Origin of the sequence: Pseudomonas sp. PDNC002 (assembly GCF_016919445.1) — a bacterium.
Classification (GTDB): domain Bacteria; phylum Pseudomonadota; class Gammaproteobacteria; order Pseudomonadales; family Pseudomonadaceae; genus Pseudomonas.
On the sequence record NZ_CP070356.1, the window covers coordinates 4,041,781 to 4,062,726 of the forward strand.

A 20,946-nucleotide genomic window follows, 5' to 3' on the forward strand; every position below is an offset into this window, starting at 1 on the left:
AGCAGGAAGAAAAAAGCTCTCCGCCCCGAAGTGCGTGATCGGGGTAGGTGGAGTCCTGTGCTGGCATGTTCTTTTGGTTGTATTCGGGGCGTGGTCGCCCCGGCGCGGCGGGATAATAACAGAGGATCGAACTTTTTCGTCCAGCCTCTGTCACGCCGTTGTCATGATGGCCTGATCAACGGCGATGGCGGCCGGATCGCGGCAGCGCGACGGCATTGGGCGGCGTTGCGGCTCGATGCCGCGTGCCGCCGCTCACCGGCGGAAGGAGCGCTGGTAGAGCCAGAGGCTGAGGGCAAGGCCGCAGGCGGCGGCGAGGGAGGCGCAGAGGAAGATCGAACCGAAGCCGAAACCGTTGGCGACGGCGCCCATCAATGGGCCGGTGATGCCCAGCGAGACATCGATGAACAGCGAGTAGGCGCCCAGCGCGGCGCCGCGATTGGAGGCGGGTACCAGGCCCACGGCTTCCACGCCCAGCGCAGGGAAGACCAGCGAGAATCCGAAGCCGGTCAGTGCCGCGCCGGCCAGGGCCAGCCAGGGTGTCGGCGCGCTCCAAAGCAGGAGCAGGCCCAGGCTTTCGACTGACAGGCAGGCAATGGCCACGCGGAAGCCGCCGTGGCGGTTGATGGCATTGGCGAACAGCAGTCGCGCGCCGATGAAACAGCCGCCAAAGGCTGTCAGGCAGTAGACCGCGTCCTTCCAGCCAAGGCTGGCGTAATACAGGGTGATGAAGGTGGCGATGGTGCCGAAACCGATACCGCCCAGCGCAAGCCCCATGCCGTGGGGGAATACGCGGCCCAGCACGTGATGGAAGGGCATGCGCTCGCCGTGCACCAGCGCTGCGGCGCGCTTGGGCCACGCGAGGGCGAACCCCAGGACGGCCAGGAGCACCACGCTGCCACCCAGGCTGGCCAGCCCAAGATGACTGACCATCAGCACGCCGAGGGGCGCGCCGATGGCGAGCGCGCCATAGCTGGCGATGCCATTCCAGGAAATCACCTTGGCGGTATTCGCCGCACCGACGCGGTCGATGCCCCAGGCGATGGAGGCGCTGCCCACCAGGCTTTCCGATGTCCCCAGCACCAGCCGGGCGATCATCAACAGGCCAAGGCTGGCCCAGGGGAATGCCTGCATCGCCCAGGAACCCAGCATCAGCGCACCGCTGCCGGCGCAGCCAACCATTCCGTAAAGCACTGCGCGCTTGGGCCCGAGGGTATCGATTACCTTGCCGGCGTAGGGGCGGGTGAGCAGGGTGGCGAGGTACTGGATGCTGATCACCAGGCCGGCCATCACCGAGCCGAAGCCGAGGTCGGTGTGCACATAGCCCGGCAACACGGCCAGCGGAATGCCGATGGTCAGGTAGGCAATGAAGGTGAACAGGACGACGGACACCACTTGCAGCGTGGTGGACGAAGGGGAGCGGGTATCGGCGGACATGTGCAGCGGTTCGGTACGGCGAGTGGTCTTACATGATGGACCGCGTACGGCATGTAGGAAAGCTAGCTAACGAACTACCTGTGTCAGCTCAACCGCCAAGTGGCGGCTTTATGCTCTTGTAGGAGCGGATCTTATCCGCGATAGCTTCGGAGCTTCGCGGATAAGATCCGCTCCTACAAGAGCTACTTCGGCGCCATGCGCGGGCTTGCTCGATTCACACGCGTCTGAAGAGCGTGGGATAGTCGATCACCAGACCTTCGTCATCCACTGTCAGCAGCGCCTGGAAATTCGTGCCCTCCAGGTTCTCGTAGTGGTAGTGGCGGGCGTCGACCCGCGTATAGCCCTGGCGCATCCGCACCGGCTTGAGCTTCGGGGCCTCTAGATACACCACCGTCAGCTCGCGGCGTTCGCCATCGGCCAGCTGCAGGCGGCGAATCGGGAAGGTATTGGTGAAGGGTGTCGGCCAGATATCGATGTCCAGGCAACCGTCCAGCTCCGCCAGCGCGGCGCCGTCGGCGGTTTGCCAGTGTCCCTCGCCATCGGCCAGTAGATGCAGTTGATGCGTGCCGCGAGCGCTTTCCACGCTGAATCGCGCCTCCCGCAGTCGCCAACCGGCATCCCAGTTCAGCTGGTACTCGAGCTGGTAGGACGGGCCGCCCGCCTCATCGATGGCGCGCAGTTGGCTTTCCGCGCGGTCGTCACTCAATTGCAGCGACTCCCAGCTCGCCGTCGGCGCGTGCCAGATGCCTTCCCAGTTCAGCGTGCGCATCACGACGTCTCCAGTACCAGGCCCAGGCGTTGGCGCTTGGGCAGGCGGGCGACCACCAACTGGTGCGAGCGGGTCAGCGCCTCGCGCAGCTCGGCGTCGCCCATGGGGTAGGGGCGTTGCATGGAAATCCAGAAGGCCCGCGCCAGATAGGGAGCGGGACGAATGCCGGGGCGATCGACGTAGCCCAGGAACAGTTCGGGGCCGACCTTGAAGGCCAGGCCGCCGTTGCCGCTGTCGAGGAAGTCGAGGATGGCGAACATCTTGTTGCCAGCCACGGAAAACACGCGGTTGCTGCCCCACTTGATGTCTTCGCGGGCGCCGGGCAGTTCCAGGCAGAAGCGGGCGATCTGTTGCGGTGTCATGGGGCGTGGGTTCCTTCAGTCGCGTCGTCGATCAGTCGCGGAAATAGACCTCGACCAGATGGTAGCCGAACTGGCTTTTCACCGGGCCGTGCACCACGCCGACCGGCTTCTTGAAGATCACCTGGTCGATGGATTTCACCATCTGGCCCGGGCGTACCTCGCCCAGGTCGCCACCGCGCTTGCCGGAAGCACAGGTCGAATGCTTGCGCGCCAGGGCGGCGAAATCCTCGCCCTTGGCCAGGCGTTGCTTGATCTGCTCGGCTTCGGCGGCGGTCTTGACCAGGATGTGGCGGGCCATGGCGACGGGCATTGTTTCGTGTCCTTAAATGAAAGCGTCTGGGCGCGATTGTACGGCAGCAGTGATGCAGGTCGCATTTCGTGATGGGTTGCATTGTCTGGTCTTGGGGCGCTCCATAGAGTCAATAAGCAAATTCCTATTTATAGGGCGCCGCTTACAGACGGCGTCCGCCGCCACCTTGCGTACGGATGCAGTTCAATGGATATCCAAGCGATGCTCAAGATCCTGGCCACCCAGGATGGTTCGGATCTTTACCTCTCCACCGGCGCGCCGCCTTGCGCCAAGTTCAACGGGGTGCTCAAGCCCCTGTCCAACGAGCCGATGAAGGCCGGCGATGTCGCCCGCATCGGTTATGGGCTGATGGACGAGGAGCAGCGTGCCGAGTTCGACCGTGAGCTGGAGATGAACCTCGCGATTTCCGTGCCCGGCGTAGGCCGCTTCCGGATCAACCTGTTCAAGCAGCGCAACGAAGTGTCCATCGTGGCGCGCAACATCAAGCTGGATATCCCGCTGTTCGACGACCTGAAGCTGCCCGAAGTGCTGCTCAAGGTGGTCATGGAGAAGCGCGGCCTGGTTCTTTTCGTCGGCGGTACCGGCTCGGGCAAGTCCACCTCCCTGGCGGCGCTGATCGATCATCGCAACCGCAACAGCGGCGGGCACATCATCACCATCGAAGACCCCATCGAGTACGTGCACCGGCACCGCAAGTCGATCATCAACCAGCGCGAAGTGGGCGTGGACACCCGCAGCTTCCATGCCGCGCTGAAGAACACCCTGCGCCAGGCGCCGGACGTGATCCTGATCGGCGAGATCCGCGACCGCGAGACCATGGAGCACGCCCTGGCCTTCGCCGACACCGGCCACCTGGCGATCTCCACCCTGCACGCCAACAACGCCAACCAGGCGCTGGACCGCATCATCAACTTCTTCCCCGAGGAGCGCCGGCCGCAGTTGCTCAACGACCTGGGCAACAACCTCAAGGCGTTCGTCTCCCAGCGCCTGGTGCGCACCCAGGACGGCAAGCGCCGCGCGGCGGTGGAAGTGCTGCTGGGCACGGCGACCATCAGCGACATCATCAAGCGCGGCGACTTCAGCTCCATCAAGGAAATCATGGACAAGTCCCGCGCCCTCGGCATGCAGACCTTCGACCAGGCGCTGTTCGACCTGGCGGTCGAGGGGGCGATCACCGAGGAAGAGGCGGTGAAGAACGCCGACTCGGCGAACAACCTGCGGTTGAAGCTCAAGCTGTACAAGGACAACCCCGGCAGCGTCGGTAGCACTGCCACTCCCGCGGCCGCCAAGCCTGCCGCGCCGGCACCCGTGCCCGCGGCACCTGTGGCAGCGACCCAGCCGGTCGAGGCTTCCAGCTGGGGGTTGGAACTGGCACTGGAAGAGATCGAGGCGGAAGACGCGGAGAAACCGGCCGGGCAGTAAGCCGCCAGTCGAACGAAAATAAAGCCCCGGCATGCCGGGGCTTTTTCATTGGAAGGATTCACCTGTAGGAGCGGGCTGGCTCGCGTGACGTCAATTCTCCACTCCTGGGTTCGAGCTGTACGCAGGAGCGGACTCTGTCCGCGATCGACTCGTCGCAACGCCGGTCGACCATGAAGCTGGGCCAAGCCATCGCGGACAGAGTCCGCTCCTTCGCACGTCGGTGAGTTCGGCGCCAGGCGCGCATCAGAGCAATGACAGCGGATAGCTGACGATCAGCCGGTTCTGGTCGAAGCTGTTGGTGTTGCTCCAATCCCGACGCTGGGTGGAGTTGCGCCACTTGATGTTCAGCGTCTTGAAGGCGCCGCTCTGCACCGTATACGCCAGCTCGCTCTCCCGACCCCACTCGCTGCCGTCGTCGGTGCTGGCGTTGTGCACGCTGTCGCCGTGGATGTAGCGATTCATCAGGGTGAGGCCGGGAATGCCGAACGCGGCGAAGTCGTAGTCGTGGCGGAGCTGTCGCCGTGATTCGCTCGGGGCATAAGCGTTCGCTGTTCGAACGGGGATTAACTGATTAGGACATTGCCCACTTCGTATTGCGCTTCATGCCGTCGCTGAAGTCGAACGGCTGCCAGCGTGCGCAAGTCGATTGGCTCGCAGCGTGCCCGCGAAGGGCATGCGCCCGTTCCGGGCGGGTTCTTTCCCCGGCGCAACTTGATAGGCTGTCAGGCCCCGTGTGGCAGCTGTTTCCGTTTATTCGATCCGTGAGCCGATGAGTACCAGCCAATCGCCGTTGTCCGGCGCCAACCAGCCCTTCAAGGGCATCCTGCTCATCGTCCTGGCGACTTTCCTGTTCTCCAGCCACGACGCGCTGTCCAAGTACCTGGCGAGCATCTATCCCATCGTCATGGTGGTGTGGGCGCGTTACGTGGTGCACACGTTGCTGATGGCCGGCATCTTCCTGCCCAAGGCGGGATTCGCCGTGCTGCGCACCCGCCACCCGTTCCTTCAGACGCTACGCGCGCTCTGCCTGCTGGGCACCAGCTTCCTGTTCACCACGGGTCTGCAGTACATCCCGCTGGCCGAGGCGACCTCGGTCAACTTCCTCGCGCCGCTACTGGTGACGGCGCTGTCTGTGCCGTTGCTGGGCGAGCGGGTCAGTGCCGGGCAGTGGGCGGCGGTGCTGGTGGGATTCGCCGGCGTGCTGGTCATCGTCCACCCCGGCGGCGATCTGTTTACCCCGGCGGTGCTGCTGCCGTTCGGTTCGGCGCTGTGCTTCAGCTTCTACCAGTTGCTGACCCGCAAGCTCAGCCAGGTGGACAGCCCGACTACCAGCAACTTCTTCGCCGGGTTGTGCAACACCCTGATCGTCAGCGCGCTGGTGCCGTTCTTCTGGCAATGGCCGGGGCTGCTGCACGGTCTGATGATGCTGGCCCTGGGCACCTGCGGGATGACCGCGCACCTGTTCCTGACCCAGGCGTTCAAGCATGCCGCGCCGGCGCTGCTGGCGCCGTTCAGCTATTGCCAGATCGTCTTCGCCGGGTTGCTGGGCTTGGTGATCTTCGGCCATACGCCGGAGCCGTCGGCGCTGCTGGGGATCGCGGTGATCTGCGGCAGCGGGCTGGCGGCGGCCTGGCTGCAGAGCCGCAAAAGGTAGCGCGGGCGCAATCATCGCAGGAGTTGCGGACTTCTTCGGAGGCTCTGCGCCGAGAGTCTCCCTCTCCCTGAAGAGAGAGGGGACTGTTCGGAGTCACCGAGAAGGCAAATGCTCCCCCCAGGGGGGTAACCGACTGACACCCTTCCATCCGTGCACGCCGAACGGCTCCCTCGCCCTTCAGGGAGAGGGCGGGGGGAGAGGGGCAGCCCGAGCACGCTAATTCAAGTCAGGCGCGAGCTGTCGTTACTCGATCTCGAACAGCCCATGCCGGATCGGCCCCACCGTCAGGCGTTGGCGCACGTCATCGTCGATGCGCGGATCGTCTGGCTGGTACAGCTTCACCTGGCGGTAGGCGCTGATGCGGTTGATCTCCGGCCCCAGGTATTCCCACACCACACGGGTGCAGGCCGGCGTGCGCCGGTCGCCGCTGGAGACGCCGGTCTTCAGCCCGTTCAGGCGGGTGATGCGGCTCTTGAAGCTGGGAATGAGGATGGTCTGGCTCATCTCGTTGACCGTCAGCGACTCGTAGTCCATCAGGAACAGCCGGTCCTGCAGCTGGAAGGCCGCGCCCAGGTAGCGGCAACGCACCCAGTCCTCGGCCTGCACGTCGGTGCTGCTGGAGCGTTCCTGGCGCTCCTGGCGCTCGAAGAGGAAGTTGCCGTTGTCCTCGTGCAGGTGCACCAGCGAGAGCAGGATCGAGCCGGGCACCGACATGCAGTTGGAGTATTCGAAGTAGTAGCCGCAATAGCGCGACAGGTTGCCCGCGTGGTCGCGCAACGGACGGAGCATTTCCAGCAGCGGATCGTCGCGCTGGACGTCGGCCGGGGAGGTGCCACGCGCACCGATCAGCCGGGCGAACTGCTCGGGCGGCAGTTGCAGCTCGTAGTCCTCGACGCCGAAGAAATCTCCAATTCGTTTGAGGTTGTACGCCGTGGGCTGGCTCTGCCCGCCAAGGTACTTGTTGAACTGCGCCCGATTGATCGAAAGCTTGCGGCAAACCTCCGAGATAGAGCGATAGTGGCTGCACAGCAGCTTGAGGTTTGGGCCGAGGTTTTCGGACATGCGTGCCAGATCCGGGTGATGCGACTGGCGCAATTATAGCGTCAACTCGCATCAAGTCGGAGCAAGCCGCGAAATTGTTTCAGGAGGCTTCGGACGCAACCATGCGCCCCCAGTGAGCGGACCAGCCCCCGGTCCGTGCTCCCACAATAACAATCGAGGTCCCAACACATGCTCGACGCGATCAACGATTTCCTGTCCGGGAAAGTCCTCATCGTTCTCATCGTCGGACTCGGTGCGTATTTCACCATCCGCTCCCGTTTCGTCCAGTTCCGTCACTTCGGCCACATGTTCGGCGTGTTCAAGGAATCGATCCGCGGCCAATCCGGTCAGCTGAGCTCGTTCCAGGCCCTGATGCTGAGCCTCGCCGGCCGTGTGGGCGCCGGTAACATCGCCGGTGTCGGCATTGCCGTTACCCTCGGCGGCCCGGGCGCCGTGTTCTGGATGTGGGTCACCGCGCTGGTGGGCATGTCCAGCAGCTTCTTCGAGTGCACCCTGGCCCAGGTCTACAAGCGCAGCGACGGCGACGGCCTGTACCGTGGCGGCCCGGCCTACTACATCCAGCACGGCCTGAAGCTGCGCTGGATGGCGCTGACCTTCGCGGTCCTGCTGCTGGTCACATACGGCTTCGCCTTCAACGGCCTGCAAGCCTTCACCGTGACCCACTCGCTGCAGAACGCCTTCGACATCCCGGTCCTGTACTCGGGCATCGCCCTGGCCGTGCTGCTGGCCATCGTGTTCTTCGGCGGCATCCAGCGCATCGCCGCCGTCTCCGACCTGCTGGTGCCGGTCAAGACCCTGGCCTACATCGCCGTGACCCTGTACGTAATCGTCACCCAGATCGAACTGGTGCCGGGCATGCTGACCACCATCGTCAAGAGCGCCTTCGGCCTTGAGCCGGCCTTCGCCGGCCTGTTGGGCGCGGCTATCGTGATGGGCGTGAAACGCGGCGTGTTCGCCAACGAAGCCGGCCTGGGCAGTGCGCCGAACGTGGCCGCGGTCGCCGCCGTGCGCCACCCGGCGTCGCAGGGCGTGGTCCAGGCGTTCAGCGTGTTCCTCGATACCTTCGTCATCTGCACCTGCACCGCGCTGCTGATCCTGCTCTCGGGCTTCTACACCCCCGGCTTCGAGGGCGACGGCATCACCCTGACCCAGAACTCGCTGGCCGCCGTGGTCGGTGACTGGGGCCGTATCTTCGTCAGCGTCGCGCTGTCGCTGTTCGTGTTCACCTGCATCACCTACAACTACTACCTCGGCGAGAACGCCCTGCAGTTCATCGTCGGCCGCAGCCGCTCCGCGCTGATCGCCTTCCGCGTGCTGGTGCTGGGCCTGATTCTCTGGGGCTCGATGCAGAACCTGGGCACCGTGTTCGCCTTCGCCGATATCACCATGACTTGCCTGGCCTTCGTCAACCTGGTGGCCCTGGCGATGCTGATCAAGACTGGCCTGCGCGTGATGCGCGACTACGACGAGCAGCGCCGCGCCGGTATCGAGCGCCCGGTGTTCGACGCCAGCAAGTTTGCCGACCTGGACATCGACCACGATGCCTGGCGTGACGCGCACAAGATCAATTCGACCGCTCCGGCCCACGGCAGCCTGCCTGCCCAAGGCTGATCCATCCTCGGACCAAGGTCTGACACGCGAGGCCGGGACTTCTCCCGGCCTCGCGGTTTATCCTGTGGACTTTCCTTCAAGAGCACTGGCATGCGTCGAGTGAAGAACCTCTTCGTCCTCTATACCGGCGGCACCATCGGCATGCTGCAGACCGCCGAAGGCCTGGCGCCGGCTGGCGGCTTCGAAGCTCGCATGCGCGAACAGCTGCATGGCCACGGCGAGATTCACCTCGACTGGTCCTTCAGCGAACTGCAACCGCTGCTCGACAGCGCCAACATGACCCAGGCCAACTGGCTGGCCATGCGTGACGCCATCGTCGGCGCGGTGGAGCAGGGCGGCCACGACGGCGTGCTGGTGCTGCACGGCACCGACACCCTGGCTTATAGCGCGGCCGCGCTGTCGTTCCTGCTCCTGGGGCTGGACGTGCCCGTGGTACTCACTGGCTCCATGCAGCCGATGGGTGCGCCGGGCAGCGATGCGCCGGCGAACCTGCTGGGCGCGCTGAAGGCACTGGAAGCCGGTGTCGAGCCAGGTGTCTGGTTGTATTTCAACGGTGCGATGATGCACGGCGCCCGCGTCACCAAGCTGCGCAGCGAGGCCTTCGATGCCTTTGCCGTGTTGCCGCGTGAGCGCAAAGGTGAGCGTGTGCAGTCGCTTCCCTCCGAACTGGATTACCGCCAGCCGCGCCAACCAGTGAACCTCGCGGTGCTGCCGCTGTTCCCCGGCCTGCGCGCCGAGCACCTGCGTGCGCTGCTCGGCAGTGGGGTACAGGCGTTGCTGCTGGAGTGCTACGGCAGCGGTACTGGTCCGTCGGATAACGAGGAACTGCTGGCAGTATTGCGTGAGGCTCACGCTCGCGGCGTGGTGCTGGCTGCGATCAGCCAATGCCCGCAGGGGCACGTGGCGTTCGACGTCTATGCCGCGGGCAGCCGCCTGCGCGATGCGGGCCTGCTTTCCGGCGGTGGCATGACCCGCGAAGCCGCGCTGGGCAAGCTGTTCAGCCTGATCGGCAGCGGTCTGGCGCCGGCCGAGACGGAGCGTCTGTTCGCCCTCGATCTGTGCGGCGAACGCGTCGAAACGAAATAAGGGAAAGCGCCCCGGTCAGGGGCGCGATTCTTCCAGCGGCACGTTGAGCACTTCGCGCACCAGCATGGCGATGCTGCTCACGCCCATCTTTTCCTTGATCTTGGTGCGGTGCACATCGACGGTCTTGACGCTGATGTTCAGCTCGCGGGCGATGACCTTGCTGGCCTTGCCGTCCACCACCATCATCAGGATTTCCCGTTCCCGCCCGGTCAGCAGGTCGAGCTTGTGCTGCAGAACCTGCTTCTGCTCCTGCCCGGCGTGCACCTGCACAGCGCTTTTCAGCGCGGCCTGGATGCGATCCAGCATCTGCTGCGGGTTGTAGGGCTTCTCGACGAAATCCAGCGCGCCGTTCTTCATCGCCTTCACCGACATGGGAATGTCGCCGTGGGCGGTGACGAAGATGGTCGGCAGGGCGATGCCCTTGTCGTTGAGCATTTCCTGCAACTGGAACCCGCTGGTCTCGGGCATGCGCACGTCGAGCACCAGGCAGGCGGGGAGTTTGGGGTCGTATTCGCGCAGGAACTCCTCGGCACCGCCGAAACACAGCGATTCGATGCTGACCGATTCGAGCAGCCAGGCGAGGGAGGTGCGCAGGTCCTTATCGTCGTCGACGATGTAGACCACGGGTTTTCGAGCTTCCATCAGGCGTTGCCACTGTATTTTTTATCGTTGTAGAGCTGCACGTAGGCCGCGTACGCCGGGCTCGAGCCCGGTCGCCGCAATGGCATGACCCGGAGCATACCCATAGTCGCCTGGGCTGACGATAAAGAAACCACCTAGATGACTAGCGGCGACCACCCCCAAGCGTGGTGATCGTCTGAATATGGCGCGCCCCCGTGCTGCCCTACGCTGGCCCCATACAAGAAAGGCCGGGCGTGCCGGCCACTCCAGCACAAGGGGCGAGAAAATGGCCAACACCCTCAGCCAGACCCAGATCGATTTCCGCAACGCCATGGCGCAACTGCCGGCGGCGGTGAACATCATCACCACCAACGGCCCGGAAGGCCGCTGCGGCATCACCGCCAGCGCGGTCTGCTCGGTCACCGATTCGCCACCCACCGTGCTGGTCTGCGTCAACCGCGGCAGCGCCACCCACGACGTGTTCCGCAGCAACGGGCACCTGTGTGTCAACGTGCTCTGTGGCGAGCAGGAAGAGCTGGCCAAGCACTTCGCCGGGATGACCAAGGTGTCCATGGAAGAGCGCTTCACCTGGGACCTCTGGGACGACGGCTACGCCGGCCTGCCGGTGCTGCGCCAGGCGCTGGTCAGCCTGGAAGGGCGGATCAGCGACTGCAAGGAAGTCGGCTCGCACACCGTGATGTTCGTCGAGCTGGAAAAGGTCGCCGTGCGCGAGCGCCAGGACAGCCTGGTGTACTTCAATCGCGTGTTCCACCGCGTCGACCGCGAAGCCGTGCGCTGCGCGAGCTGATTCCCCCTGCCGTTTTCGAGATCAATAACAAGAACGAGGTGATTCACCGTGACCCTGAAGATTTCCCGGACTGCCGATATCCAGACCTTCTTCAAAGAAGCCAGTGGCGCCCTGAACGACGCTGGCAACCCGCGGGTGAAGAACCTCGTCCTGCGAATCCTGCAGGACACCGCGAAGCTCATCGAAGACATGAACGTCACCCCCGACGAGTTCTGGAAAGCCGTGGACTACCTCAACCGCCTGGGCGCCCGCCAGGAAGCGGGCCTGGTGGTCGCCGGCCTGGGCATCGAGCACTACCTCGACCTGCTGCTGGATGCACAGGACGCAGCGGTCGGCATCGAAGGCGGTACCCCGCGCACCATCGAAGGCCCGCTGTACGTGGCGGGTGCGCCGCTGTCCGAAGGTGAAGCGCGGATGGATGACGGCCAGGATGCGGGCACCGTGATGTTCCTTTCCGGCCGCGTGTTCGACCTCGACGGCAAGCCGCTGGCCGGCGCGGTGGTCGACCTCTGGCACGCCAACACCAACGGTACCTATTCGTACTTCGACAGCACCCAGTCCGAGTACAACCTGCGCCGGCGCATCGTCACCGACGCCGAAGGTCGCTACCAAGCCCGCAGCATCGTGCCCAGCGGCTACGGCTGCCCGCCGGACGGCCCGACCCAGGAGCTGCTGAATCAGCTCGGCCGCCACGGCCAGCGTCCGGCGCATATCCACTTCTTCATCTCCGCGCCGGGGCATCGCCACCTGACCACGCAGATCAACCTGGCCGGCGACCAGTACCTGTGGGACGACTTCGCCTACGCCACCCGTGACGGGCTGATCGGCGAGGTGCGTTTCGTCGAAGACGCCGCAGCGGCCAAGGCGCGAGGTGTGGAAGGGCGCTTCGCCGAGATCGAGTTCGATTTCCAGCTGCAGCAGGCTGTGAGTGCTGGCGCCGAAGACCGCAGCAACCGCCCCCGCGCGCTGCAGCAAGCCTGACCTTGATCCTGTGGGAGCGAGCTTGCTCGCTCCCACAGGATCAAGAGCCTCTCACCCCAACCTCCGAACTCTCCGGCTGACTCGTAGGAGCGGATCCTATCCGCGAAGGGCCTTGCACCGATCCCACGCGGGGCGCTAGGGAGCGGGCTATGCCCGCTGTTCGCGGAGAAGCTCCGCTCCTACAGGATCAAGAGCCTCTCACCCCAACCTCCGAACTCTCCGGCTGACTGTAGGAGCGGATCTTATCCGCGAAGGGCCTTGCACCGGTTCCACGCGGGGCGCTAGGGAGCGGGCTATGCCCGCTCTTCGCGGAGAAACTCCGCTCCTACAAGATCAAGAGCCTTTCACCCCAACCTCCGAGCTCTCCGGCTGGCCGTAGGAGCGGATCTTATCCGCGAAGGGCCTTGCGCCGATCCCACGCGTGGCACTAGAGAGCGGGCTATGCCCGCTGTTCGCGGAGAAGCTCCGCTCCTACAGGATCAAGAGCCTTTCGCCCCAGCCTCGGAGCTTTCTGGTTGGCTGTAGGAGCGGATCTTATCCGCGAAGGGCCTCGCGCCGATTCCACGCGGAGTGCTAGAGAGCGGGCCATGCCCGCTGTTCGCGGAGAAGCTCCGCTCCTACAAGATCAAGAGCCTTTCGCCCTAACCTCCGAGCTCTCCGGCTGGCCGTAGGAGCGGATCTTATCCGCGAAGGGCCTTGCAGCGATTCTGCAGGGGGCACTGGAGAGCTGGCCATGCCCGCTTTTCCCAAATCCACTTCCGCGGTCCGCTCCCTTGAACGTCGAGCATTTGTCCTCCTTGGCCTCATCGATCCGGGCGTTGCCCATGCTAAAGTTGTCCCCTTGGGAACAGACGGAAGGTTCGATGGACAAGCCCCAGATCGACAAGCATATCGAGAGCAGTTTTCCGAGCCTTTCACCCACCCTGCAACGCGCCGCGCGCTTCGTCCTCGATCACCCCAACGAGATCGCGCTGGAGTCGATGCGCACCGTCGCCGCCAAGGCCAAGCTGCAGCCGGCCTCGATGCTGCGCCTGGCGCGGCAGCTGGGCTTCGACAGCTACGAGGATTTCCGGCAGATCTATCGTGGCTGGCTGACCGAGCGTGACTCGCCGTTTTCGCGGCGTGCCGACGCGCTGCGCAAGCGTTCCCACGATGACCAGAACACCGGCCTGATCGCCGAGATGTTGCACACCGAACTGGGCAACCTGGAGGAAACCTTCAGCGCCGAGCGCCACGAGCAGATACTCGCCGCCCATGCCTTGCTTACCCATGCCAAGCACATCTACGTGGTCGGCCTGCGCAGCCTGTTCCCGGCGGCGTATTACTTCAGCTACGTGTGCGGCATGTTCCTCAACAACACCACGCTGCTCAGCGGTATTGGCGGATCGTTTGCCGATGAACTGCGGCGCATCGGCCCGGACGACGCGTTGGTCGCCTTCAGCTACCACCCCTATGCCCAGGATGCGTTGCGCGCGGTGCAGTTCTCCCGCGAACGCGGTGCGCAGGTGGTGGCGATCACCGACAGCCCGGTGTCGCCTATCGCCGCGCCGTCCGACGTGCTGATCGTGGTGCGCAACTCGACACCGTCGCTGTTTCCTTCGGTGGTGCCGGCGCTGGCGGTGTCGCAGACCCTGGCCGGACTGCTGGTGGCCAACAGCAACGAAGACAGCCTGCGCGAGATCGCCAACAGCGAGGCGCAGCTCAAGAGCTTTCAGGTCTACATCGACAAGGCGTGAGGGGAGGCCAGCGCCACGAGGGCGCTGGCGGAAGGGTTACTTGGCGAGACGGTTGTACTTGCCGAGGATCGACTTCAGCGCGTCATGCGGCAAAGCATAGACCTGATAGCCATCGATACCGGTCATGTCCCGGGCGGCGACCAGCGCGTTGGTGATGGACTCCTCGGTAGCGTCGACCGTGGCCTGGAACAGCGGGTCGATCAGGCCGTTGGGGAACAGCACGGTGTTCGCCGGCTTTTCTTCCTCGGGGTCGTTGGCCGCTCCGGTGGTGGAGAACGAGACGATGATGTCCCCCGACTGGTTGCCGGCGAACGAGCCCAGGCGCGCCAGCCCCATGGAGGCGCGGCGCGCCACGCGGTTGAGCTGTGTCGGTGAGAGTGGCGCGTCGGTGCCGACCACGATGATGATCGAGCCCTGGTCCTTGCTTGGCTTGCCGCCTTCGCCGGAGGTCTGGCAGCGCGGCGTCTTGTCCTTGGCGGCGAGGTCGGGGCGATAGCAGCCCAGCCATTTCTGCGCCAGCTCATGTCCCACCGGTGTACCGGCCACCCGCAGGGTCTCGCGCAGGCCGGTGTTGCACTGCACCAGCACACCCACGGTGTAGTCCTTCCCATCAACCGTGACGACCCGCGAGGCGGTGCCGATGCCGCCCTTGAAGCCGAAGCAGATCATCCCGGTGCCGCCACCGACATTGCCTTCGGCGACCGCGCCCGAACGCGCCGCCTCGATGGCCTTCACGGCGTGCTGCGGGGTGACGTGCAAACCCTCCAGGTCATTCAGATTGCCGTCCCAGGTTTCCGCCACCACCGGCCAGATCGCGCTGCCGTTCTGCTGCGCGGACCACTGGGTGATGCCCGCATAGAGCGGGCCGATGGCGTTGGTGTTGGAGATGCCGATGGGCCCGTAGGACAAGCCGAAGTCCTGCAGGTAGGACTGGCCGGTCATCTCGCCGTTGCCGTTGAGGTTGAAGAAGCCGGCATTGACCGGCTTCACCGAGTCACGGCCGCGCGGCAGGACCATGGTGACACCGGTGCGCACCGGCCCCTTGCCGACCTTCAGCGCGCCTTCGCCACTGATCAGGGTGACCTGGCCGACTTCCACGCCGGCGATATCGGTGATGGCGTTGAGCTTGCCCGGCGTGCCCTCGAACGGCACGCCAAGGTCGCGGGCGCGCGGAGCGTCGGCCTGGGCACCCAGGCTCAGCAGCACGCCGGCGGCGAGTACCGCGAGGGGAGTGATGACAGCTTTCATGATTGTCCTCGTCTTGTTGTTGTGGGTCAGGTGAGGCTGGAAAGGCTTTCGTCGAGCGCGCCGGCGAGCACGGCCACGGCGTCGTGCAACTGTTCCTCGCTGCTGATGAAGGGCGGCGCGAGCAGAACATGGTCGCCATTGACGCCGTCGATGGTGCCGCCGGACGGGTAGCAGATCAGCCCGCGCGATTGCGCCGCCTGCTTGATCCGCGCATGCAGGCGCTGGCTGGCGGGGAAGGGCTCGGCGCTGTCGCGATCGCGCACCAGTTCGATGGCCTGGAACAGCCCGCGACCGCGGATCTCGCCGACGTGCGGGTGGTGGGCGAAGCGCTCCTGCAACTGCCCACGGAGGAATTCGCCGCGCTGGCGCACCTGGGCGCAGAGGTTCTGTTCGATGATTTCCCGCTGTACCGCCAGCGCCGCGGCGCAGGCCAGCGGATGGCCGATGTAGGTGTGGCCGTGCTGGAAACTGCCGCTGCCACGGGTGATGGTGCCGACCACGCGGTCGCTGGCCAGGACCGCGCCGATCGGTTGGTAGCCGCCGCCCAGGCCCTTGGCCAGGGTGAGCAGGTCGGGCACTACGCCCTCGACGCTGAACGCGTGGTAATGGCCGGTGCGACCGATGCCGCACATGACTTCGTCGAGGATCAGCAGTACGCCATGGCGGTCGCACACTTCGCGCATGCCCTTGAGGTAGCCGGGCAGCGGCTCCAGCGCGCCGGACGTGGCGCCCACCACGGTTTCGGCGACGAAGGCGGCGACCGTTTCGGGGCCGAGTTCCAGCAGGTGCTGTTCCAGCTCGGCGACCAGGCGGGAGACGTAGTCCGCGTCACTTTCCCCGGCCTGGCGGTAGCGGTACGGATAGCACGGCGAGACCTGGGTGGTTGGCATCAGCATCGGCTCGTAGAGCTTGCGCCGGGGCAGGTTGCCGCCGATGGCGAGCGCGCCGAGGGTGTTGCCGTGGTAGCTCTGTCGCCGCGACACGAAATGTACCCGCTGCGGTTCGCCGTTCTCGACGTGGAACTGGCGGGCCATCTTCAGCGCCGCTTCCATGGCCTCGGAACCACCGGAGAGGAAGTAGACGTTGCCCAGCTCGGCCGGGCTCTGGCTGGCCAGCAGGCTCGCCAGGCGCTCGGCGGGTTCGCTGGTGAAGAAGCTGGTGTGGGCGTATTCGAGCTTGTCCATCTGCTCGCGGATCGCGGCGATCACCGCCGGGTGGCCGTGGCCCAGGCAGGACACGGCGGCGCCGCCGGAGCCGTCGAAGTAGCGCCGGCCGTGGGCGTCGAACAGGTAGCAGCCTTCGCCGCGCAGGGCGACCTGCAAGGGCTGTGCGGGGGTGCGATGGAAGATGTGCGTCATGCGTAATGTCCTTGTCCGTGCAGGATTCGCGCTTGATTCAAGAGTGTTTCATATGAATCAAGTGTTTCATTTTCAGGCGCAAGCCAAGCTGCTGCTGCCGCGTTGCAGGGCGCCGCTGAGGAAGGTTTTCAGCCGCTCGCTGCGCGGCGCCTGGAACAGTCGCGAAGGCGGTCCCTGTTCCTCGATGCGGCCCTGGTGCAGGTAGATCACTTCGCTGGAGACATCGCGGGCGAAGCCCATTTCGTGGGTGACCATGATCATCGTGCGGCCTTCGCTGGCCAGGCCCTTGATGACTCCGAGCACTTCGCCGACCAGCTCCGGGTCCAGCGCCGAGGTGGGCTCGTCGAGCAGGATCATTTCCGGGTCCACCGCCAAGGCGCGCGCGATGGCGACGCGCTGCTGCTGGCCACCGGAAAGCTGTGCGGGGTAGCTGCGGGCGAAACGCTCCGGATCCATGTGCACCTTGCGCAGGCAGCTCAGCGCCTTCTCGGTGGCCTGGGCACGGGACAGGCCCTGGACGCGCATCGGCGCGGCGATGACGTTGTCCAGCACACTCAGGTGGGCCCACAGGTTGAAGTTCTGGAACACCATCGCCAACTGCGTGCGCAGGCGTTGCAGTTGGCGACTGTCGCTGGCGTGCAGGCTGCCGTCGCGCTGGCGCTTCATCGCCAGTGGCTGGCCGTCCCAGATGATCTCGCCGGCGTTGGGGCGCTCCAGCAGGTTCAGGCAGCGCAGGAAGGTGCTCTTGCCCGATCCGCTGGAGCCGATCAGGGTGATCACGTCACCGGGGTTGGCCACCAGCGAAACGCCCTTGAGCACTTCGTGGTCGCCGTAGCGTTTGTGGATGTCGTTGACCTGCAGGGTTGGCATGTCGGGGCTCCGGAAGTGTCAGGCGGCGCGCGGGCGCAGGTAGGCGAGCCAGCGGCGTTCGGCGAAACGGAAGATCAGGAAGATCAGGCTGGTGAACAGCGCGTAGAGGATCAGCGCGGCGATGTAGGCCTCGTAGGGCGAGGCGTAGCGCATGCTGATCGAACGGCTGACGCCGGCCAGGTCGAGCAGGGTGATGCTGGAGGCCAGCGCGGTGGAGTGCAGGGTCAGGATCACCTCGTTGCTGTAGGCCGGAATCGCCCGGCGCATGGCGCCCGGCAGCACGATGTGGATCATCTGCGCCCAGCGCGTCATGCCCATCGCCCGCGCCGCCTCGATCTCCCCGTGGAAGGTCTTGAGGATGCAGCCGGCGAGGATCTCGATGGTATAGGCGGCGGTGTTCAGGCCCAGCGCCAGCCAGGCGCAGATGTAGGCTTCGCGCAGGTACTGCCAGGCCCAGCTGTGGCGAATCCAGCCGATCTCGGCGAGGCCGAAGTAGACGATGTAGATCTGCACCAGCAGCGGCGTGCCACGCATCACGTAGGTGAACAGCCAGACCGGCGTCCGCAGCCAGGGATTGCTGGAGGCACGCAGCAGCGACAACGGAATCGCCAGCGCCAGGCCGAACGCCAGGGCGACGACGAACAGCTGCACGGTCAGCAGCAGGCCGGTTGTGCGGCTGCCGTCGCTGAACAGGAAGAGTTGCAGGTTATCCAGCACGAGTTGCCAGTTCACAGGGTGATCTCCTTGCTGCCGGCGGCATAGCGCGCGGCCAGCAGACGCAGCACGAGGACCGACACGGTGCTCAGCAGCAGGTAGATGAGCGCGGCCACCAGCAGCAGCTCCAGGCTGTGGCCGGTGGCCTTGCCGGCGGCGCGGGAGAGGAAGATCAGCTCGTTGAGGCTGACCATCGAGGTGATCGCCGTGGCCTTGAGCATCACCAGCCAGTTGTTGCCGATACCCGGCAGGGCGAACCGCATCATCTGCGGGAAGACGATGTGGAAGAACGTCTGCAGGCGACTGAAACCATAGGCCTGGGCGGACTCCGCCTGGCCTTTGTCGACGGCCAGGAAGGCGCCGCGGAAGGTCTCCGCGAGGTACGCCGAATAGATCACCCCGAGCACGATGACACTGGCGACGAAGGAGTTGATCTCCACCTGTGGCATGCCGTAGTGCTGGGTGATCAGGTTCAGCGCGGTCTGTCCGCCGTAGTAGAGGAACAGCAGCCAGACGAAGTCCGGGCCGCTGCGCATCAGCGTGGTGAAGGCGGTCGCCGTCCAGGCCAGTGGCCGCCCGCGGGACAGCCGCCCGGCGGCCACCAGCAGGCCAAGCACCACGGCCACCGCCAGGGAGCCGAGGCCGACCTGCAGGGTGATCAGCGTGCCGTGCAGGATGCTGTCGGCGTAGCCGTACAGCAGCTCGCTCGATTCAGTCGGCATGGCTTGCGCTCCGTGCGATCAGCGGCAGTTCGCGGCGGTAGTCGTAGGGCGACTCGTCGCTGTCCAGGTAGCGCGCGTACTTGTGGCCCTGGTAGACCGCCGCCGCGATGGTCGCCGGCGCCAGGCCGTCGCCGATCAGGCGCAAGGTCTGGATGCCCGCCTCGCGCAGGGCGTCGGGCTCGCCCTGCAGTTCGAGGAACAGCGCGTCCTGCGGCAGCCGCGCAGTCACGCTGACCAGCCCGCGACAGGCCATACGCTGGCGCTGGCCGGTGATCTCGCAGACCAGCTCGACGCTTTCCCCGTCGAACCCAGCGACGTTGTGATGGCGCACGATGGTCACGCCCAGCTCCAGCAGCCGGCGCAGGATGGCGGTGGACTCCAGGGTGTTGCTGCTCCAGCTGGCGACCTGCACGGCGGGCGTCACCAGGGTCACCGGCAGGCCCCATTCGACGCAGCGCTCGGCGAGCACGTTGGCCATGTAGTAGTGGTCGTCGTCGAAGATCACCACCGGTCCCTGCGGGCGCTGCCCGGCCATCAGGTCGTCGGGGCTGAACACGCGCCCAGCCTCGAAGCCCGGCACCGCCCAGCCGTTGGCGCGGCCGACGCCGTCATGACGCCAGCGCGAGCCGGTGGCGATGGCCACGTGGCCGGCGCCGAAGTCGCGGATGTCCGCGGCGGTCAGCGGGCTGTCCAGGTAGAGGCTGACGTTGACCATCGGTTGCAGCTGGCCAACGCGCCAGTCACGCACCCGCGCCCATTCGCGCAGGCCGGGCAGGGCGGCTTCGCGGGTCACGCGGCCGCCGAGTTCGGCGGTGGCTTCCGCCAGATGCACCTCATAGCCACGGCGCGCGGCGGCCAGGGCCGCTTCCAGCCCGGCCGGGCCGGCGCCGACCACCAGCACAGTATTGTCCGAGCCGCGCGCGGGGATCTTCTCCGGGTGCCAGCCACGGCGCCATTCCTCGCCCATGGTCGGGTTCTGCGTGCAGCGCAGGTTGCTGCTGCTGTAGTCGCTGGAGACGCAGATGTTGCAGCCGATGCATTCGCGGATGTCGTCGATGTCGCCGCGCTCGATCTTGTTCGGCAGGAACGGGTCGGCAATCGACGGCCGCGCCGCTCCGATGAAGTCCATCACGCCCCGGCGGATCTGGCTGACCATGGTGTCCGGCGAGGTGAAACGACCGACACCCACCACCGGCTTGCTGGTCAGGGATTTGACGAAGGCGGTGTGTTCTTCCTGGTAGCCCTCTTTCTTGAAGCGCGAGGTGACGCTGTCATTGCTCCAGGCGCTGACGTTGACGTCCCACAGGTCGGGCAGCTCGGCGAGCATGGCGATGATGTCGCGGCCTTCCTCGGCGCTGACGATGCCGTCCGGGCCGAGCAGTTCCTCCACGCCCAGGCGCACGGCCACGGCGCAGCGGTCGCCGACCGCTTCCTTGGTGTCCTCGATCAGTTCGCGCAGCAGGCGCACGCGGTTTTCCAGGCTGCCGCCGTATTCGTCGCTGCGGTCGTTCTTGCGCCGTTGCAGGAAGTGCATCGGCAGGCCGAGGTCGTGGGAGGCGTAGACGTAGACCAGGTCGAACTCCGCGCGCTTGGCGCGCAGCGCCGCCTGGCGATGCCACTGGCGCAGTTCGCGGATGTCGCTCTTGCTCATCGCCCGCGCCTGCACCGGCGAGTAGTAGGTGATCGGCCGGTGCGACGGGCCGATGGGCACTTCGCGGCTGTCGTAGTTCGCGCAGGACGGGCCGTGGTGCATGATCTCGATGCCGGCCAGCGCGCCGTACTCGTGCACCGCGTCGGCCATCAGGGCCAGCGCGGGGATGTCGAGGTCGCTCCACAGCCGACCCTCGTGGTACGGCGAGCAATCGCTGGTGGGGTGGATCTCCACCTCTTCGGTGCAGATCACGCCCCAACCGCCTTCGGCCTTGACCCGGCGCAGCTCGGCGAGTCCGCGCGGCTGGGTCCAGCCCATGCCATTGCAGTGCGGCACCTGGAAGAAGCGGTTCTTCGCGATGACCGGGCCGATGCGCTGCGGCTCGAAAAGAATGTCGTAACGGGGATCACGGGACACGCGAGTCTCCTGCGGCCCGGCGAGCGGGCCGATCTTTCTTGTTGTTGTCGTTTGGGCTCAGGCCGTAGGGCGGATAGCGCGGCACGCGTTATCCGCCGCCGTCACCGCTG

20 protein-coding genes are annotated in these 20,946 nt (G+C 65.6%); 7 read left to right on the top strand and 13 right to left on the bottom strand.

Annotated features, from left to right (window positions below; translation table 11 throughout):
* Positions 1 to 252: 252 nt before the first annotated feature.
* From JVX91_RS18550 to JVX91_RS18565, 4 genes are all read right to left on the bottom strand, one after another.
* The gene (locus JVX91_RS18550) at positions 253 to 1,434 is read right to left on the bottom strand and encodes an MFS transporter (RefSeq protein ID WP_205335640.1); all 1,182 of its coding nucleotides are present in this window, start codon (positions 1,432 to 1,434) and stop codon (positions 253 to 255) included.
* Between the two features lie 214 nt (positions 1,435 to 1,648).
* A complete protein-coding gene (locus tag JVX91_RS18555; RefSeq protein ID WP_205335641.1) occupies positions 1,649 to 2,203 on the bottom strand; it encodes a putative glycolipid-binding domain-containing protein in 555 nt (184 codons plus the stop codon).
* Complete coding sequence (locus JVX91_RS18560) at positions 2,203 to 2,565, bottom strand: MmcQ/YjbR family DNA-binding protein (protein WP_205335642.1); 363 nt, start codon at positions 2,563 to 2,565, stop codon at positions 2,203 to 2,205. Before JVX91_RS18560 ends, JVX91_RS18555 begins: the two co-directional genes overlap by 1 nt.
* A 31-nt stretch (positions 2,566 to 2,596) precedes the next feature.
* Positions 2,597 to 2,875 carry a peptidylprolyl isomerase gene (locus tag JVX91_RS18565; protein ID WP_024767268.1) on the bottom strand — a complete coding sequence of 93 codons (279 nt, stop codon included), beginning with the start codon at positions 2,873 to 2,875 and terminating at the stop codon, positions 2,597 to 2,599.
* 186 nt (positions 2,876 to 3,061) lie between these two features.
* Between JVX91_RS18565 and JVX91_RS18570 the strand changes: the two genes are divergently transcribed.
* Entirely contained in the window at positions 3,062 to 4,297 is a 1,236-nt protein-coding gene (locus JVX91_RS18570; RefSeq protein WP_205335643.1) for a PilT/PilU family type 4a pilus ATPase, read from the top strand.
* 243 nt (positions 4,298 to 4,540) lie between these two features.
* Here JVX91_RS18570 and JVX91_RS18575 read toward each other — a convergent pair whose 3' ends face one another.
* A complete protein-coding gene (locus tag JVX91_RS18575) occupies positions 4,541 to 4,891 on the bottom strand; it encodes an OprD family outer membrane porin (protein ID WP_275892390.1) in 351 nt (116 codons plus the stop codon).
* A 175-nt stretch (positions 4,892 to 5,066) separates the two neighbouring features.
* Between JVX91_RS18575 and JVX91_RS18580 the strand changes: the two genes are divergently transcribed.
* On the top strand, positions 5,067 to 5,951 hold the full coding sequence (locus JVX91_RS18580; RefSeq protein ID WP_205335644.1) for a DMT family transporter: 885 nt from the start codon (positions 5,067 to 5,069) through the stop codon (positions 5,949 to 5,951).
* 243 nt (positions 5,952 to 6,194) lie between these two features.
* Here the strand turns inward: JVX91_RS18580 and JVX91_RS18585 are convergent, their stop codons facing one another.
* Entirely contained in the window at positions 6,195 to 7,013 is an 819-nt protein-coding gene (locus JVX91_RS18585; protein WP_205335645.1) for a helix-turn-helix transcriptional regulator, read from the bottom strand.
* A 168-nt stretch (positions 7,014 to 7,181) separates the two neighbouring features.
* Between JVX91_RS18585 and JVX91_RS18590 the strand changes: the two genes are divergently transcribed.
* Together JVX91_RS18590 and JVX91_RS18595 are read left to right on the top strand one after the other, a co-directional pair.
* Positions 7,182 to 8,624, top strand: a complete 1,443-nt coding sequence (locus JVX91_RS18590; protein ID WP_205335646.1) for an alanine/glycine:cation symporter family protein — start codon at positions 7,182 to 7,184, stop codon at positions 8,622 to 8,624.
* 90 nt (positions 8,625 to 8,714) lie between these two features.
* Entirely contained in the window at positions 8,715 to 9,710 is a 996-nt protein-coding gene (locus JVX91_RS18595) for an asparaginase (RefSeq protein WP_205335647.1), read from the top strand.
* Between the two features lie 15 nt (positions 9,711 to 9,725).
* Here JVX91_RS18595 and JVX91_RS18600 read toward each other — a convergent pair whose 3' ends face one another.
* Entirely contained in the window at positions 9,726 to 10,352 is a 627-nt protein-coding gene (locus JVX91_RS18600) for a response regulator (RefSeq protein ID WP_205335648.1), read from the bottom strand.
* 265 nt (positions 10,353 to 10,617) lie between these two features.
* Here JVX91_RS18600 and hpaC point away from each other — a divergent pair, with 265 nt between their 5' ends.
* The 3 genes from hpaC to JVX91_RS18615 all read left to right on the top strand — a co-directional run bounded on the left by hpaC (position 10,618) and on the right by JVX91_RS18615 (position 13,856).
* Entirely contained in the window at positions 10,618 to 11,139 is a 522-nt protein-coding gene (gene hpaC, locus JVX91_RS18605; RefSeq protein ID WP_081519852.1) for a 4-hydroxyphenylacetate 3-monooxygenase, reductase component, read from the top strand.
* Positions 11,140 to 11,187: 48 nt separating this feature from the next.
* Positions 11,188 to 12,120 carry a catechol 1,2-dioxygenase gene (gene catA, locus JVX91_RS18610; RefSeq protein WP_205335649.1) on the top strand — a complete coding sequence of 311 codons (933 nt, stop codon included), beginning with the start codon at positions 11,188 to 11,190 and terminating at the stop codon, positions 12,118 to 12,120.
* 863 nt (positions 12,121 to 12,983) lie between these two features.
* Entirely contained in the window at positions 12,984 to 13,856 is an 873-nt protein-coding gene (locus JVX91_RS18615) for a MurR/RpiR family transcriptional regulator (RefSeq protein ID WP_205335650.1), read from the top strand.
* A gap of 36 nt (positions 13,857 to 13,892) precedes the next feature.
* Here JVX91_RS18615 and JVX91_RS18620 read toward each other — a convergent pair whose 3' ends face one another.
* The 6 genes from JVX91_RS18620 to JVX91_RS18645 all read right to left on the bottom strand — a co-directional run bounded on the left by JVX91_RS18620 (position 13,893) and on the right by JVX91_RS18645 (position 20,836).
* A complete protein-coding gene (locus JVX91_RS18620; protein WP_205335651.1) occupies positions 13,893 to 15,104 on the bottom strand; it encodes a P1 family peptidase in 1,212 nt (403 codons plus the stop codon).
* 26 nt (positions 15,105 to 15,130) lie between these two features.
* The gene (locus tag JVX91_RS18625; RefSeq protein WP_205335652.1) at positions 15,131 to 16,462 is read right to left on the bottom strand and encodes an aspartate aminotransferase family protein; all 1,332 of its coding nucleotides are present in this window, start codon (positions 16,460 to 16,462) and stop codon (positions 15,131 to 15,133) included.
* Positions 16,463 to 16,534: 72 nt separating this feature from the next.
* Positions 16,535 to 17,332, bottom strand: a complete 798-nt coding sequence (locus tag JVX91_RS18630; RefSeq protein ID WP_205335653.1) for an ATP-binding cassette domain-containing protein — start codon at positions 17,330 to 17,332, stop codon at positions 16,535 to 16,537.
* 18 nt (positions 17,333 to 17,350) lie between these two features.
* Positions 17,351 to 18,046 carry an ABC transporter permease subunit gene (locus JVX91_RS18635; protein WP_240201780.1) on the bottom strand — a complete coding sequence of 232 codons (696 nt, stop codon included), beginning with the start codon at positions 18,044 to 18,046 and terminating at the stop codon, positions 17,351 to 17,353.
* Positions 18,047 to 18,060: 14 nt separating this feature from the next.
* Complete coding sequence (locus JVX91_RS18640; RefSeq protein WP_205335655.1) at positions 18,061 to 18,768, bottom strand: ABC transporter permease subunit; 708 nt, start codon at positions 18,766 to 18,768, stop codon at positions 18,061 to 18,063.
* Positions 18,758 to 20,836: an FAD-dependent oxidoreductase gene (locus JVX91_RS18645; protein WP_205335656.1), complete on the bottom strand. Its 2,079-nt coding sequence runs from the start codon at positions 20,834 to 20,836 to the stop codon at positions 18,758 to 18,760. The genes JVX91_RS18640 and JVX91_RS18645 overlap by 11 nt, the downstream gene beginning before the upstream one ends.
* Between the last annotated feature and the right edge of the window lie 110 nt (positions 20,837 to 20,946).